We start from the raw sequence: 15,036 nt of genomic DNA, 5'->3' as shown, positions 1-15,036 counted from the left end.
ATCGCGGCAACTTATGCTATGCTGCAAACGTTATTTCCAACCATCTATCTCCAATTTTAAGGGATTGAGCTGAATGAGCGTAATGGTCAAGGAAAGCCCAATCAGCGAAAAGGACATGATCGCCGAGGCCGAGAAGGCGCTTGCCGACATCTCCAGAATTCGCGACGGGGTCGGCCGGGTCATCTTCGGCCAGGAGAATGTCGTCGAGCGCACGCTGGTGGCCCTGTTGGCCGGCGGCCATGCGCTACTGGTCGGCGTGCCCGGCCTCGCCAAGACCAAGCTGGTGGAGACACTGGGTGTCGTGCTCGGCCTCGATTCGCGCCGCATTCAGTTCACGCCCGACCTGATGCCCTCCGACATCCTCGGCTCCGAAGTGATGGAGCAGGACGAATTCGGCAAGCGCTCCTTCCGCTTCATTTCCGGACCGATTTTCGCCCAGCTTTTGATGGCCGACGAGATCAACCGCGCCTCGCCGCGCACCCAGTCGGCGCTGCTGCAGGCAATGCAGGAGTACCACGTCACCATTGCCGGCGCCCGTCACGACCTGCCGGCGCCCTTCCATGTGCTGGCGACGCAGAATCCGCTGGAGCAGGAAGGCACCTATCCGCTGCCGGAAGCCCAGCTCGACCGCTTCCTGATGCAGGTCGACATCCTCTATCCCGAAATCGAGGCCGAGCGCCGCATTCTTCTGGAAACCACCGGCGTCGAGGACGCCAAGGCGCAGAACGTGCTGCAGCCGGCGCGGCTGAAGGAGATCCAGACGCTGATCCGCCGCATGCCGGTGCCCGAAAGCGTCGTCGAGGCGATCCTGACCCTGGTGCGCTCGGCGCGCCCGGGCCAGGGCAATGCCGAGACCGACAAGCTTGTCGCCTGGGGTCCAGGCCCGCGCGCCAGCCAGGCGCTGATGCTGTGCACGCGGGCGCGGGCGCTCTACGATGGGCGGTTGGCGCCCTCGGTCGACGATGTGCGGGCGCTGGCCGAGCCGGTGCTGCAGCATCGCATGGCGCTGACTTTCGCCGCCCGCGCCGAAGGCACCAGCGTGCGCGATGTCGTGGCGAAGCTTGTGAAAGGGATTTGATGGCGCGCATCGGCGAGGTCCAGGCTCCGGCGGCGACGCGCGACGCGCTCGCCCGTGGCCGGTTGCGGGCTTCGCTTGTGCCCGACCTGCTGGTCGAGGCGCGCCGCATCGTCAACACCGTGATCGCCGGCTGGCACGGCCGTCGCAAACGCGGTATCGGCGAGAATTTCTGGCAGTTCCGGCCCTATGTCGAAGGCGATTCCTCACGCATCGACTGGCGCCGCTCGGCACGCGACGACCATACCTATGTGCGCGACCGCGAATGGGAAGCCGCTCATACGGTGTGGCTGTGGGCCGACCCTTCGCCATCCATGCTTTACAAGTCGACCGGCGCCAGCGTTTCCAAGCAATCGCGCGCCTTGGTGCTCACGCTTGCCATGGCCGAACTTTTGTCGCGCAGCGGCGAGCGCATCGCCTGGCCGGGGCTGACCGATCCGTTCACCGCACGCAACGGCGCCGAACGCATCGCCGCCCAGCTCATGCATGCCGGCGAGCTGCCGGCAAAACCCGACCTCACGGATATCAGGCGCTTTTGCGACATCGTCATCGCCAGCGATTTCCTCGATCCGGTGGAGGAAACGATGGCCTGGCTCGACGTGCTTGCCCGCCACGGCGTGCGGGCGCATCTGATCGAGGTCGCCGACCCGGCCGAGGAGACCTTCCCCTATGCCGGCCGCACCGAGTTCACCGATCCCGAGACCGGCGAGAAACTGACAGCCGGGCGCGCCGAAATGCTCGCCGATGAATACCGCCTGCTCTACACTGCCCGCCGCCAGGAACTGGCCGGCTGGTGCAAGCGGCTCGGTTGGAGCTTCACCGTCAATCACACCGATCGGCTGGCGTCCGACGCGCTGGTGCGCCTACACATGGCGATGACCGCCGAGGGCGGTCATGCCGTCAGCGGTCATGCCGGTAGCGGTCGTGCCGGAAAGGCGGTCGCATGAGCTGGCTGCCGCTCTCCTTCGGCGCTCCCATGGTGCTGTGGGGCCTGCTGGCGCTGCCGGTGATCTGGTGGCTGCTCAGGCTGACGCCGCCCAAGCCGCAGACCGAAGTGTTCCCGCCGCTGAAGATCCTGGCCCGTGTGCTGAAACGCGAGGAGACCCCGCAGCAGAGCCCATGGTGGCTGACGCTGCTCAGGCTCTTGATGGCGGCCCTCATCGTGGCCGCCTTGGCCGAACCGGTTTTCAACCCGCGCGAAAAACTGGCGGCCGAGGGAGCAGCACTTGCACTGGTCATCGACAATGACTGGGCCAGCGCCGCCGACTGGAACAAACGTGTCGCCACCGCCGAGCGGCTGATTAGCGATGCCGGTTCGAACGGCGTGCCGGTCATCATCGCCTTCACCGCCGAAAAGCCCAATGCCGAGATCGGCCCTTTCGATGCCGCTTCGGCGCTCAACCGGCTGCGCGCGGCCAAGCCGCGGCCGATCCCGACCGACCGGCCCGCCGTCTATGCCCGTGTCGCCGGCGTGCTGGAGACCGTGCCCGGTGCCAGCGTCGCCGTGCTTGCCGATGGCCTGGCGGCCAAGGGCGATGAAGCCGCCTTCAACACGCTGTTGTCGAAAAATGCCGCCCGCGTCGTTTGGGCAACAGCCGACCGGCTTTCGCTGACCGGCCTCACCGCCGCCGACAACCAGGTCGACGGCTTCGCACTGACCGCCATTCGTGCGCCGGGCGACCCTGCACCGGGCCAGGTCACCGCCGGTGCTTTCGACGACAAGGGCCGCCGCATCGCCGATGCGACGCTGACCTTCGCGCCGGGCGAGGCGACTGCCACCGGCACCATGACGGTGCCGTTCGAGCTGCGCAACGACTTCGCCTCGATCGCGCTCGACGGCGAGCGCCACGCCGGCGCCGTGCGCGTGCTCGATGAAAACTCCAAGCGTCGCCGTGTCGGGCTGTTGTCGCAGGCCGAGGCCGACCAGGCGCAGCCGCTGCTGTCGCCGCTCTACTACATCAGGCGCGCGCTGCAGCCCTTCGCCGATCTGGTCGAACCCTCAAGCGCCGATCTTGCCGACGCCATCCCGCAGATCCTCGACCAGAAGCCGGCGATGATCATCATGGCCGATATCGGCACCATTCCCGAGCAGGTCCGGCCAAGGCTGGTCGATTGGGTCGAAAAAGGCGGCACGCTGGTGCGTTTCGCCGGCTCGCGGCTGGCCGCCGCCGGCAATGACGACGACCTGCTGCCCGTGCGCCTGCGCACCGGCGAGCGTTCGCTCGGCGGCGCCTTGTCATGGACGTCGCCGCAGCCGGTCACCGAATTCCCCAAGGCCGGACCGTTCGCCGATCTGGCGCCACCCACCGAAGTCACCGTGAGCCGGCAGGTGTTGGCGGAGCCGACGCCCGATATCGTCGAGCGTACCTGGGCCGCGCTTGCCGACGGCACGCCGCTGGTCACCGGGCTGAAGAAGGGCAAGGGCACGCTGGTCCTGTTCCATATCACGCCGGAGGCGACATGGTCGAACCTGCCGATCTCCGGCAGCTTCGTCGAGATGCTGCGCCGCATCGTCCAGCTGTCGCGCAACCAGGGCGCTGCGATCGCCAACGCCGAAGCCGCCGCCACCTCGCTCGCGCCCTATCGCATGATAGCGGCCGACGGCTCGCTGGTGCCGCCGACGCCCGATGCACGGCCGCTGGTGCCGGGCGCCGGCATACTGCCGGTGACCTTGGAGAACCCGCCCGGCCTCTACGGTTCCGAGACTGGCGTCTTCGCTCACAACCTGCTCGATGCCGCAAGCACGCTGGCCCCGCTGGCGCGACCGCAAATCACCGTGCCGGTCACCACGATCCAGTATGCCTTCGACGAATCGCGCAACCTGAAGGGCGGGCTGGTTGCCGCCGCTTTGATACTGATGCTGCTCGACACGCTGGCGGTGTTGTGGATGGGCGGCCTGTTTTCGCGCCGGCCGCGCCGCGCCGGCGCGGTGGCGACCACCGCCGCGATACTGATCGCGCTCGGTGCTTTGTTCGGTCATGCCGACCTTGCCCGTGCCGACGATGCCAAGCCCGGCGACGAGGTGGCCATCGAGGCGATTTCCAAGACCCGGATCGCCTATGTGCTGACCGGCGTGCCGGGTGTCGATTCGATCAGCCGCGCCGGGCTCGAGGGCCTGACCCGCTTCCTGATCGAAAAGACCGCGCTCGAACCTGGCGAGCCGGCCGGCGTCGACATTTCGAAGGACGAGCTGTCGTTCTATCCCCTGATATACTGGCCGATCGATCCATCGGCGCCGATGCCGAGCCAGGCGGCTATCGCCCGCATCGACGCCTATATGCAGCAGGGCGGCACGGTGCTGTTCGACACGCGCGACCAGTTCGCCAACGGCATCGGCGCCGATTCCACCAGCCCGGCGACCGAACGGCTGCGCGACATCCTCGGCAGCCTCAACGTGCCGCCGCTGGAGCCGGTGCCGTCGGACCATGTGCTGACCAAATCCTTCTTCATCCTGCCCGAATTCCCGGGCCGCTTCGCCGGCAGCCCGCTCTGGGTCGAGACATCGCTCGATGCCAGCAACGCCGACAACCGGCCGGTGCGCACCGGCGACGGCGTCTCGCCGATCATGATCACCGCCAATGATTTCGCCGGCGCGTGGGCGGTCGACGAGAATGGCGACCCGCTGCTGCCGACTGTGCCGGCCGACCCGATGCAGCGGATCTACGCGCTGCGTGCCGGCGTCAACATCATGATGTACATGCTGACCGGAAACTACAAATCCGACCAGGTGCATGTCCCGATACTGCTCGAACGGCTGGGGCAGTAAGATGATGCTCCTCGTTGCACGACTCGAGTGGACCGACCCTCCCCACAATGCGGAGGGCAAGGCATGAACTGGTCGATCTCCTTCGAGCCGCTGATCTCGTCCTGGCCCTTGCTGGCCCTGGTGCTGGTGCCACTGGCGCTGCTTGCGCTCGTCGGCCTGTGGTTTCGCCAGCGCGGCGGTGTCCTGCGCTTCGTCGCCCTGCTGGCGCTCGCCGCCGCCCTCTTCAACCCGGTGTTCCTCAACGAGGAGCGCGAACCGCTGAAGAGCGTCGTCGCCCTGATCGTCGACCGCAGCCAGAGCCAGGATATCGGCGACCGCACCAGGCAGACCGACGAGGCGCTGGCCGGCCTGCAGCAGCGGCTTGGCCGCTTCAAGCAGTTCGACGTTCGCGTCGTCGAGGCCGGCAAGTCCGAGGCCGCCGAAGAGCGCACCGAGACGCGCCTGTTCGGCGCGCTGGAAGGCGCCTTCCGCGACGTGCCGCCATCGCGCATCGGCGGCGCCATCATGGTCACCGACGGCGAGGTGCATGACGCGCCCCCCGGCGCGCCCGATTTCAACGCCCCGCTGCATGCCCTGATCACCGGCAACGATCACGAAAAGGACCGCCGTATCCGCTTCGAGAACGCGCCGCGTTTCGGCCTCGTCGGCAAGCCGCTCGATATGACCTATCGCGTCATCTCGACGGAGAACGAGACCGGTCCGGTCGATGTGCGCGTCTCGGTCAATGGCGAGCAGGTCGCGGTCGAGCATGCCGCCGTCGGCCAGGCGATGCCGCTGCAGGTGACCATCCCTGGCGCCGGGCGCAACATCATCGAACTCGCCATCGACCGCGAGCCGGGCGAACTGACCGACACCAACAACCGCGCCATCGCGCTGGTCGACGGCATCCGCGAGAACCTGCGCGTGCTGCTGGTTTCGGGCGAGCCGCACGCGGGCGAGCGTACCTGGCGCAACCTGTTGAAATCGGACGCTTCCGTCGATCTCGTCCATTTCACCATCCTGCGGCCGCCGGAAAAGCAGGACGGCACGCCGATCAACGAATTGTCGCTGATCGCCTTCCCGACCCGTGAGCTGTTCGTCGAGAAGATCAAGGATTTCGATCTCATCATCTTCGACCGCTACCAGCACCGCGACGTGCTGCCGATCCTCTATTACGACTACATCTCCGAATACGTCGAAAAGGGCGGCGCGCTGCTGATCGCCGCCGGCCCCGAATATGCCGGCGAAAGTTCGATCGCGCGTACGCCGCTGATGTCGGCCCTGCCGGCCATGCCGACCGGCGAAGTGGTCGACAAGGCATTCTATCCGCGCCTCACCGAACTCGGCCAGCGCCATCCGGTGACCCGCGGCCTCGATGGTTCGGCCACCGAGCCGCCGCACTGGAGCCGCTGGTTCCGGACCATCGGCGTGCAGAACCCGCAGGGCGAAGTGGTGATGAAGGGCGCCGACAACCGGCCGCTGCTGCTGCTCGACCGCAAGGGCGAAGGCCGTGTCGGCATGCTTCTGTCGGACCAGGGCTGGCTGTGGGCGCGCGGCTTCGAGGGCGGTGGTCCGCATGTCCAGCTCTACCGGCGCATCGCCCACTGGCTGATGAAGGAGCCCGAGCTGGAGGAAGAGCGGCTGACCGCCGATGGACGCGGCATGGTGCTGGAGATCCGCCGCCAGACGATGGCCGACGACCCCGGCGCCGCGCAGATCATCACGCCCTCCGGCAAGACCTTGACCGTCAAGCTCGAGAAATCCGAACCCGGCGTCTTCCTCGGCAGCGTCGAGACCAACGAGATCGGTCTCTTCCAGGTCGCCAATGGCGACCTCACCGCGCTCGCCCATGTCGGACCGGTCAACGCACCGGAATTCTCGGATGTCATCTCCACCGAAAACCGGTTGAAGGCGCCGGCGGAAGCGACCGGCGGCAGCGTGCGCCGGCTGGCGTCATCCTCCGCCCTTGGCGGTGATGTGACGCTGCCCTCAATCGTGCCGGTGCGCTCGGCCGGCGAAGCCTCCGGCAGCGACTGGATCGGCCTGCGCACCACCGATGACAGCGTGCTCAAGGCCGTCTCGCGCGTGCCGCTGTTCGGCGGCTTCCTTGGCCTCGGCCTGCTGCTCCTGGCGATGGGCTCGATGTGGTATCGCGAGGGACGGTAAGCTTCCTTCTCCCCGTCACTATACGGGGAGAAGGTGCCGGCAGGCGGATGAGGGGCAGCGCCAGCCTTCGCGATCTTCACTACTTGCGTAAATGACCATTGTCGGCGCCGCCCCTCATTGTCCTGCCGGACATTTCTCCCCGTATAGTGACGGGGAGAAAAACGCTGTCGTGCCCTACTCCTCCGGCTCAGTCGTGAACAGCAGCGGGTAACCCTTGGCCTTGCCGGCGTCGGTGGCCCGCGTCGCCTTGGTTTCGGCGACATCCCTGGTGAAGACGGCGACCACGCAGACGCCGCGCTGGTGGGCGGTGATCATGATCCGGTGCGCCTGGTCTTCGCTGAGCTTGAACTCGCCCTTCAGCACCGTCACCACGAATTCGCGCGGCGTGAAATCGTCATTGATGAGGATGACCTTGTAAAGCTTCGGCCGCTCGGTTTGCGGCTTGACCTTGGTGCGCGGCTTTGTGGTGATTTCAGACATTGGAACCGACAGTTTCGCGATCGGGCTTCGGTCTGCATTTTGCCACGGGCGCCAGCGATCGTCCATTTTGATCGGCGCGCAACCCGATAGAGCAATTCCAGGAAAATGTGAAACGGTTTTCCGTCCGGAAGTGCATCAAAACAAAGGGTTAGAGCAGTTTACCGTTTCCATGAAACGGTGAACTGCTGCTAACCGGCATGACGCGACCGTTCACAATCATGTGGGCAGTTGCCGGCCGCGGTTCAACGGTCCTGGCGGCCGAAGATGTGGCGGCCTGAAGCTGGCCGCAAGCTGTCGGCATCCGCCCGGCGTTCCATCCAGGCAGCGATCGGCCACGCGACAACGCAGATCAACGTCACGCCGGTGAGCATGATCAGCAGCCAGGTCTGTGCCGGCGTTATGTAGTCCCAGTTGCTGGAGATTGCCGGTGCAAACAGCGAAGGCTCGGTGCGTCCGCTCGCCGGATCCGGCACCGGGCTGGCGGAAAACAGGATCAGCACCCTGGCGACACCAGTGGCGATCAGGCCACCGAGCACCATCGAACGCAAAATGGACGAAAGCCGCTTCTTCATGCGGAATGTCCTACACCGCCGGCGTTGCAGACAGGTTAAGTTCGATCGAGGAGGCTGGCTGTGGGCCACTGGTGTTCAGCCGCTCGATCAGGCGCTTGGCAGAAGGCCGCCCCAGCCGGTTGCGGCTGGAACGGCCTTGATAGGAAGCTGTCTTCGACCTGATCAGGCCTTCGGAGCAACCGCCGGCTTGGCCTTCTTGACGACCTTCTTGGCGGCGACCTTCTTGTGCTTGACCTTCTTCACGACCTTCTTCGGAGTAGCCATGGCATCGGCAGCCGGAGCGGTGGTGGTGGTCGTAGCGGCAGCAGCCGGAGCGGCGGTCGTGGTCGTTGCGGCGTTGCCGAGAGCCGGCATCGCGAAAGCGAGAGCGACGGCGAGACCGGTGGCGGAGAGGATGGACTTCTTCATGGCTTCATTTCCTTTCTGTGCGGGTCGATTTGAGTGTCACTGAACTGGGTCGTTCGGTGTCACTCCAAGCAGCTTCAAAGCATTGGCGAGCATCCGGATGCCCTGCGCCTGTTTCTTGGCGGCGCAGTACCGGTTGCCCTTTCTCTGAAGTGCCTTTGCCGCGGTGACCTGCGTGGCCGTGGCGTGGGTTTCGAGGGCTTCATCGAATTGGTGGCTGAGATTGGCACACCGCTCGCTCCGGCTGAGCGTCACCTTTGCGTCCGATTGTCCGACAGAAGCGGAGGCGAGGCTGACGCCCAGCAACACACCCAGCAAACTGATCGGCAATCTTGGCATCGGTTTTTCCGTGAACCCGGAGACTTGCGTCGCGGCCAATGACCTGACCGCCACGACACCGTTATGCCGCCCTACTTTTTCAGGAGTTTTTCCCGATTGTAGAATTTTGTTTCTGGATTGTGTCTGGCCGGCCCGGCTGGTGCATATCGCCCAAAAGCGGTTCCGGTTTTGGGCTTTGACGCGGCCATTGCATTCGGTGTGGAGAAGGCGGAATTCGTTCTTCCTTGAAATGCAAGGCACTGGCCAACATATGGCCCGAATTCTATCGTGTGGCTCACCGGCCAAGAATGACTTGGCCGGCAACCGGGACAGGCACCTGTGAAATCCGATGCGCACATACTGATCGTCGACGACGACAAGGGCATCCGTGACCTGCTTCAGGAATTCTTCCAGAAGCGGGGCCTGCACACCTCGGTCGCGGCCGACGGAATCGAGATGGAAACGATCCTGCGCCGCGCGCAGGTGGACCTCATCGTGCTTGACGTGATGCTGCCCGGCAAGAGCGGGCTGGAACTGTGCCGCGACCTGCGCGCCCAGTATTCGACGCCGATCATCATGCTGACCGCCGTCACCGAGACCACAGACCGCGTGGTCGGGCTGGAGATGGGCGCCGACGACTATGTGCCCAAACCCTTCGACCCGCGCGAACTCCTGGCCCGCATCCGCGCCGTGCTGCGGCGCAACGGTGCCGCCGCCGAACCCAAGCGCCCCACATCCAAGCAGATCTACCGCTTCGCCGGCTGGACGATGGACTGTTCGCGGCGCCGGCTGACCGCGCCCGACGATGTCAGGGTCGAACTGACGATGGCCGAGTTCAACCTGCTGCAGACCTTCGTCAAGAGCGCCCAGCGCGTGCTGACCCGCGACCAGCTCATCGAGCTTTCCGGCGGCGACAGCGACTATTCCTTCGACCGCAGCATCGACATCCTGGTCAGCCGGCTGCGGCGCAAGATGGAAGACGACCCCAAGACGCCGAAACTGATCCTCACGGTGCGCAGCGGCGGCTACCAGTTCCTGCCCGAGACGATCTCCGAATGAGACGTTTCCTGCCGCAGACCTTGCCTGTCTGGGTGCTGCTGATCGTCATCGCCGGCCTGCTGATCAGCCAGGTCGCGACCCTCTACATCGTGTCGCGCGACCGTGCCGCGGCCAACGACGTGGTCGACCTCTACCGCCTCAACGACCGCGCCTTCTCGCTGGTGCAGCTGATGCATGACGCCACGCCGGAGGAGCGCAAGGCGACCGCGACCGGCCTGTTCAATTCGACTTATGCGCTGACCGTCTCGGACACGCCCGCGGTCACCTCCTCGATTGCCGGCGACGACGAACTGGCCGAGCTCGAGGACATCCTCGTCGGCCGGCTGTCGAAATTCGGCATCACCGACGCGCGCGTTCGGCGCGACCCGGCGACGCGCGAGGCCGACGACGCCGGCGGCACCCAGCCGGGGCCTGATATCGGCCAGGTTGAGCGCGACCTGCTGGTGCTGGCCGCCAATTTCGCCCAGAGCGACAAGCTGACGGCATCGCTGCGCTTCGCCGACGGCCAATGGCTGAACTTCACCGAGCCGATCACACCCATCGGCCCGATCCTGAGCGTCGACAGCCTGCCGCTCTATTCGCTGATCGCCGGACTGGTGGTCATCATGTCGATCTGGTCGCTGCGCCGGCTGACGGCGCCCTACCGGATGATGGAAACCGCCGTGAACAGGATCGGCAAGGACCTGAAGAGCCCACCCATCGCCGAATCGGGCAGCCGCGAGGTCCAGGCCGCCGCCAGGGCGATCAACGCCATGCAGGCCAGGCTGCGCGAATATGTCGAGGACCGCGAACATCTGGCCGCCGCACTCGCGCATGACCTGCGCACGCCGATGACGCGGATGCGGCTGCGCCTGGAGCTGTTGCGCAAATCGGCGGTGCGCGAGGCGCTGGCGCACGATCTCGCCGACGTCGAGAGCATCGCCAGTTCAGTGATCGACTTCGCCACCTTCGAGGTGACCGAGGAGAAGAGCGAACGCATCGACTTCTGGTCGCTCGTGGAATCGATCGCCGATGCCTACCCGGACGTCTCCTTCGACAATGACGATACTCGCTCACGCGGCTTGATCTGCATGGCGCGGCCGGTTGCGCTGAAGCGCTGCGTCACCAATCTGGTGCAGAACGCCGTAACCTACGGCAAGAAGGCGCATCTGAGCCTGCACCGCTCCGACCGCACGATCACGCTTGCCATCCGTGACGAAGGACCGGGCATACCGCAGGCCCAGATTGATGCCGTGTTCGGTTCTTTCGTGCGCCTCGAACAATCCCGCAACCGCCAGACCGGCGGCCTCGGTCTCGGCCTCACCATCGCCCGCAACATCGCCCGCGCCGCCGGCGGCGAGGTCCGCCTGTCCAACCATCCTGCCGGCGGCCTGCTGACGGAGCTGCGCCTGCCGCTGGCGGCCTGACGCGGGTCGTCCAAATGCCGACCTCGCAAGAGGCGCAGGGACCAGGGATGGTCCCGCTTGCCGATTCTCAACGGATGACGGCGATTTTCCATGCCAGCAGGGCGATTATTGCCATCACGCTGGACAACGTTGCCCAACCGTGCCGCCCGAATGCATGCAGGACAAGAACCGCCAACGCGGCACTGACTGCCGCGAACGCCCCTTCGACATAAAAGAGCTGGTTTGCACTCAGCGGCGCACCGGTTGCCCCGCCGATCCTGAAGAATTCCAGGATCGATCGCATCGCGATCACAAGCAGCAAGCCGAGCGCCGTTTGAGCGACCCGCGGTTTAGAAAACCAATTCCGAATCCGCTTCAAAGCGCCCTGTCCCTGCAAGACCGCGCTCAACTAACGCCGCAGCACCGCGCTCAGCACATCCCTGATGCCGATGGCGCCGACGAAGCGGGACTGGTCGTCGAACAGCGCTACGGGTGCTGTCTGCGAGCGGTGCATGGCAAGCATCACCGTTTTCAGCGATGTGCCGGGATTGGCCCAGAACACTTGCGCTGCTTCCTCCGACTGGGCTTCGACATCGGCGCAGGACATCCACACCGCCGGCTTGCCGTCGCGTTCGGCCGCCGCCACCAGCCCGTGGTCGTCGATCTTGAAGCGCGTCGTCTTGCGCCGGTCGAGCCACACCCAGCCATTGTCGCCATGCTCCAGGTCGCGGCGGTCGCGCATCACGTTCCAGGCGGTCAGCACCGACAGCGGGTTCACATTGGCGATGAAGTCGCGGACATAGTCGTTGGCGGGGCGCAGCACGATGTCTTCGGGCGCGCCGGTCTGGACGATGCGGCCGCCTTCCATGATGGTGATATGGCTGCCGATCTTCAGCGCCTCCTCCAGATCGTGGCTGACGAAGATGATGGTCTTCTTCAGCTCGGCCTGCAGCTGCAGCAACTCGTCCTGCAGCTTGGTGCGGATCAGCGGGTCGAGCGCCGAGAACGGCTCGTCCATCAACAGGATCGGCGCTTCGGTGGCGAAGGCGCGCGCCAGGCCGACGCGTTGCTGCATGCCGCCCGACAGCTCGTGGGCGTATTTGTTCGACCACTGGTCGAGATTGACAAGCTTGAGCTGCCTGTGCACGCGCTCCTTGCGTTCGGCGTCCGGCACGCCGGCGAGTTCGAGGCCGAGCCCGACATTTTCCTCCACCGTGCGCCACGGCAACAGGCCGAACTGCTGGAACACCATCGCCACCTGCTTCTGGCGCAGGCGCCGCAATGTGGCCTGGTCGCACGTGACGACATCGACGATTTTGTCGCCGTCCTTGACCAGAACCTGGCCGCGCGACACCACGTTGAGCCGGTTGACGGCCCTGAGCAGCGTCGACTTGCCGGAGCCCGACAGGCCCATCAGCACCGAAATCTCGCCTTCGTGCACGGTGAGGCTGGCGTCGGCGCAGCCCAGCACATTGCCGGTCTTCTCGAGGATTTCGGCGCGTGTCGCGCCCTTGTCGATCATCGCCAGCGAGCCGGCCTGATCGGCGCCGAAGACGATGTCGACGTTCTTGAAATCGACGGCGACGGTCATTTCTTGCCTCCAACGCCAATACGGGTCATCCGGTCGAGCACGATTGCAAGCACGACGATGGCTAGACCGGCCTCAAGCCCGAGATCGATGCGGCGCGAGCCGAGTGCGCGGTTGATTTCCGTGCCGAGGCCGCCGGCGCCGATCAGTGCGGCGAACACCACCATCGACAGCGACAGCATGATCGACTGGGTCAGCCCTGCCATGATGGTGGGCAATGCCGAGGGCAGTTCCACCTTCCACAAAAGCTGGCTCTTGGTGGCGCCGAACGCCTCGCCGGCTTCGATGATCGACTTCGGCACCGAGACGACGCCGAGATGGGTGAGCCTGACCGCGGTCGGGATGACGAAGATGATGGTGACGATGAGGCCGGGCGCATTGCCGAGGCCGAACAGCGTCAGCACCGGGATAAGGTACACGAAGGTCGGCAGCGTCTGCATCAGGTCGAGCACCGGCAGCATGATGCGGTAGACCTTGGGCTTGTGCGCCGCCCAGATGCCGAGCGGCACGCCGATGGCCATCGCCATGGCGGCGGCCGCCACGACCAGCACCAATGTCTGCACCGTCTGCTTCCAAAGGTTCTGGTTGATGATGAAGATCAGGCCGAGGAATACGCCGATGGCGAGTGGTCGAGACCGCTGCAGCAGCCAGGCGACGACAGCGATGACCAGCGCCAGCAGCACCGGCGGCACCATCAGCAGGATGCCGACCAGCCCGTCGAGCAGNGGCGACGACAGCGATGACCAGCGCCAGCAGCACCGGCGGCACCATCAGCAGGATGCCGACCAGCCCGTCGAGCAGGAAATTCAGCCCATTCGAAAAGGCCCTGAACACGGTGTCGAAATTGTCTGTGAGGAAACCGAAGAACGCCTTTCCCCAGGCGCCGATCGGAATCTTGTGATCGACCATGAATTTCGAAATCGGATCCATATCGCCCCTCTCAGACGCGAAGCCGCCCTGCCCTCGGCCTCAGCTCTCGCAACGTCATCTTGTCACAGCATATGAAAAAGGGCAGCCTTTTCCAGTGGCTGCCCCCTTCTTTCGATTACGCCGAAAAAAAGCCGGCTCAGCCTCCGAGCGCGGTCTTGATCGCGGCCGCGGCGTCGCCGCCGTCGAAGGTGGTCACGCCGGCGATCCACGGCTTGACGGCATCCGGATTCTTCTTCAGCCAGTCGGTCGCAACCGTGTTGGCGTCGCCGCCTTTCAGGATGGCGTCCATCATCTGGCCTTCCATATCCAGGTTGAACTTCAGATTGGCGATGAACTTGCCGGCATTCGGGCATTCGGTGGTGTAGCCCTTGCGCGCGACGGTGTAGACGGTGGCGGCGCCGAAACCGCTGTCGCCCATGCCGTCGAGATAGGTGATCTTCATGGCGCCCATCACCGGATGCGGCGTCCAGCCGAGGAAGGCGATCCACTCGTTGTTCTTCATCGACTGCTCGGCCTGCGTCAGCATGCCGGCCTCCGACGACTCGACCAGTTCGAAGCCCTCGAGATTGTCCTTCGGGTTCTTGATCATGTCGAGGATGATGCGGTTGCCGTCATTGCCGGCCTCGATGCCATAAATCTTGCCGTTGAACTTGTCCTTGAACTTGCCGATGTCGGTCAGCGACTTCACGCCGGCGTCCGCCACATAGGTCGGCACGACGATGCCGTAGCCGGCGCCGGTCAGGTTGGTGCTGATCGTCTCGACCGAACCGTCGGCGGTGTAGTCCTTGATGTCGTTGGTCATCGACGGCATCCAATTGCCGAGGAAGACATCGAGATCCTTGTTCTTCAGCGACGCCATGGTCACCGGCACCGACAGCTGGATCGTTTGCGGCTCGTAGCCGAGCGCGGTGAGCAGCACCGAGGCGACGCCGGTCGTCGCCTGGATGTCGGTCCAGCCGACATCGGAGAGACGCACGGCCTTGCAGCTTTCCGGATCGCCGGCAAAGGCAGCACTCGTGGACAGGAAAGCCGCCAGGCCGAGGCCGGCGACGAAGGAATTCATACGCGACATAGACAGTCTCCCATTGTGATTCTTTGGCGAAGCGTAGTTACGGTTTCTCTGCCCGCCTTGTTTCGCCAGCCAAACACCATTCTGTTGTGGTTTCAAGCGGTAAGGCAATCACGATCAACGGCGCGGACTGGCCCATCAGCGACACGGTTGACGCTTTTGTTACGCGAGGCGGCTTTTTCAGGGGAATGCGGCGACAGCCCCTCCCCGCGCCGAGCCAAGTCGGCTTAAGGTCTGTTTAGAT

At 65.0% G+C, this 15,036-nt stretch carries 13 protein-coding genes and 1 pseudogene; 6 read left to right on the top strand and 8 right to left on the bottom strand.

Going from position 1 to position 15,036, the window contains the following annotated elements; translation table 11 throughout:
- Positions 1-73: 73 nt before the first annotated feature.
- The 4 genes from X743_RS144700 to X743_RS144715 all read left to right on the top strand — a co-directional run bounded on the left by X743_RS144700 (position 74) and on the right by X743_RS144715 (position 6,986).
- Entirely contained in the window at positions 74-1,078 is a 1,005-nt protein-coding gene (locus X743_RS144700) for a MoxR family ATPase (RefSeq protein WP_031250346.1), read from the top strand.
- Complete coding sequence (locus tag X743_RS144705) at positions 1,078-2,022, top strand: DUF58 domain-containing protein (protein ID WP_023768013.1); 945 nt, start codon at positions 1,078-1,080, stop codon at positions 2,020-2,022. The genes X743_RS144700 and X743_RS144705 overlap by 1 nt, the downstream gene beginning before the upstream one ends.
- Entirely contained in the window at positions 2,019-4,841 is a 2,823-nt protein-coding gene (locus X743_RS144710) for a DUF4159 domain-containing protein (protein WP_023768012.1), read from the top strand. Before X743_RS144705 ends, X743_RS144710 begins: the two co-directional genes overlap by 4 nt.
- A 63-nt stretch (positions 4,842-4,904) precedes the next feature.
- Positions 4,905-6,986: a membrane protein gene (locus tag X743_RS144715; RefSeq protein WP_023768011.1), complete on the top strand. Its 2,082-nt coding sequence runs from the start codon at positions 4,905-4,907 to the stop codon at positions 6,984-6,986.
- Positions 6,987-7,160: 174 nt separating this feature from the next.
- On the opposite strand, the gene clpS is transcribed toward X743_RS144715, so the two are convergent.
- From clpS to X743_RS144735, 4 genes are all read right to left on the bottom strand, one after another.
- Complete coding sequence (clpS, locus tag X743_RS144720; protein WP_031258317.1) at positions 7,161-7,466, bottom strand: ATP-dependent Clp protease adapter ClpS; 306 nt, start codon at positions 7,464-7,466, stop codon at positions 7,161-7,163.
- A gap of 242 nt (positions 7,467-7,708) precedes the next feature.
- Positions 7,709-8,038, bottom strand: coding sequence for a hypothetical protein (locus X743_RS144725; protein WP_023768009.1), 330 nt, complete (start codon positions 8,036-8,038; stop codon positions 7,709-7,711).
- A 162-nt stretch (positions 8,039-8,200) separates the two neighbouring features.
- A complete protein-coding gene (locus X743_RS144730) occupies positions 8,201-8,446 on the bottom strand; it encodes a hypothetical protein (protein WP_023768008.1) in 246 nt (81 codons plus the stop codon).
- Between the two features lie 36 nt (positions 8,447-8,482).
- Positions 8,483-8,782 carry a hypothetical protein gene (locus X743_RS144735; protein ID WP_023768007.1) on the bottom strand — a complete coding sequence of 100 codons (300 nt, stop codon included), beginning with the start codon at positions 8,780-8,782 and terminating at the stop codon, positions 8,483-8,485.
- A gap of 318 nt (positions 8,783-9,100) precedes the next feature.
- On the opposite strand from X743_RS144735, the gene X743_RS144740 reads away from it, so the two are divergent.
- Both X743_RS144740 and X743_RS144745 read left to right on the top strand, forming a co-directional pair.
- Positions 9,101-9,820, top strand: a complete 720-nt coding sequence (locus X743_RS144740) for a response regulator transcription factor (protein WP_023768006.1) — start codon at positions 9,101-9,103, stop codon at positions 9,818-9,820.
- Entirely contained in the window at positions 9,817-11,226 is a 1,410-nt protein-coding gene (locus X743_RS144745; RefSeq protein ID WP_023768005.1) for an ATP-binding protein, read from the top strand. Before X743_RS144740 ends, X743_RS144745 begins: the two co-directional genes overlap by 4 nt.
- Before the next feature lie 67 nt (positions 11,227-11,293).
- On the opposite strand, the gene X743_RS144750 is transcribed toward X743_RS144745, so the two are convergent.
- The 4 genes and pseudogenes from X743_RS144750 to X743_RS144765 form a co-directional block, all read right to left on the bottom strand.
- Entirely contained in the window at positions 11,294-11,527 is a 234-nt protein-coding gene (locus tag X743_RS144750; protein WP_156934511.1) for a hypothetical protein, read from the bottom strand.
- An 87-nt stretch (positions 11,528-11,614) separates the two neighbouring features.
- Positions 11,615-12,796 (bottom strand): choline ABC transporter ATP-binding protein, encoded by a 1,182-nt coding sequence (gene choV / locus X743_RS144755; protein ID WP_013893438.1) that lies wholly within the window; start codon positions 12,794-12,796, stop codon positions 11,615-11,617.
- Positions 12,793-13,723, bottom strand: a pseudogene (locus tag X743_RS144760) (ABC transporter permease subunit). The gene choV and the pseudogene X743_RS144760 overlap by 4 nt, the downstream one beginning before the upstream one ends.
- A 136-nt stretch (positions 13,724-13,859) precedes the next feature.
- On the bottom strand, positions 13,860-14,795 hold the full coding sequence (locus tag X743_RS144765) for a choline ABC transporter substrate-binding protein (protein WP_023779566.1): 936 nt from the start codon (positions 14,793-14,795) through the stop codon (positions 13,860-13,862).
- Positions 14,796-15,036: the final 241 nt, after the last annotated feature.

It is taken from the genome of Mesorhizobium sp. LNHC232B00, assembly GCF_000502435.1.
Lineage (GTDB): Bacteria > Pseudomonadota > Alphaproteobacteria > Rhizobiales > Rhizobiaceae > Mesorhizobium > Mesorhizobium opportunistum.
The sequence above is the reverse complement of the archived record's forward strand: the minus strand, read 5'-3'. Positions and strand labels throughout refer to the sequence as shown.

What these genes read in the sequence shown, in the direction of transcription:
- X743_RS144700 (WP_031250346.1), top strand. Translation starts at nt 74, where the DNA reads ATGAGCGTAATGGTCAAGGAAAGCCCAATCAGCGAAAAGGACATGATC.
- X743_RS144705 (WP_023768013.1), top strand. Translation starts at nt 1,078, where the DNA reads ATGGCGCGCATCGGCGAGGTCCAGGCTCCGGCGGCGACGCGCGACGCG.
- X743_RS144710 (WP_023768012.1), top strand. Translation starts at nt 2,019, where the DNA reads ATGAGCTGGCTGCCGCTCTCCTTCGGCGCTCCCATGGTGCTGTGGGGC.
- X743_RS144715 (WP_023768011.1), top strand. Translation starts at nt 4,905, where the DNA reads ATGAACTGGTCGATCTCCTTCGAGCCGCTGATCTCGTCCTGGCCCTTG.
- clpS (WP_031258317.1), bottom strand. Translation starts at nt 7,466, where the DNA reads ATGTCTGAAATCACCACAAAGCCGCGCACCAAGGTCAAGCCGCAAACC.
- X743_RS144725 (WP_023768009.1), bottom strand. Translation starts at nt 8,038, where the DNA reads ATGAAGAAGCGGCTTTCGTCCATTTTGCGTTCGATGGTGCTCGGTGGC.
- X743_RS144730 (WP_023768008.1), bottom strand. Translation starts at nt 8,446, where the DNA reads ATGAAGAAGTCCATCCTCTCCGCCACCGGTCTCGCCGTCGCTCTCGCT.
- X743_RS144735 (WP_023768007.1), bottom strand. Translation starts at nt 8,782, where the DNA reads ATGCCAAGATTGCCGATCAGTTTGCTGGGTGTGTTGCTGGGCGTCAGC.
- X743_RS144745 (WP_023768005.1), top strand. Translation starts at nt 9,817, where the DNA reads ATGAGACGTTTCCTGCCGCAGACCTTGCCTGTCTGGGTGCTGCTGATC.
- choV (WP_013893438.1), bottom strand. Translation starts at nt 12,796, where the DNA reads ATGACCGTCGCCGTCGATTTCAAGAACGTCGACATCGTCTTCGGCGCC.
- X743_RS144765 (WP_023779566.1), bottom strand. Translation starts at nt 14,795, where the DNA reads ATGTCGCGTATGAATTCCTTCGTCGCCGGCCTCGGCCTGGCGGCTTTC.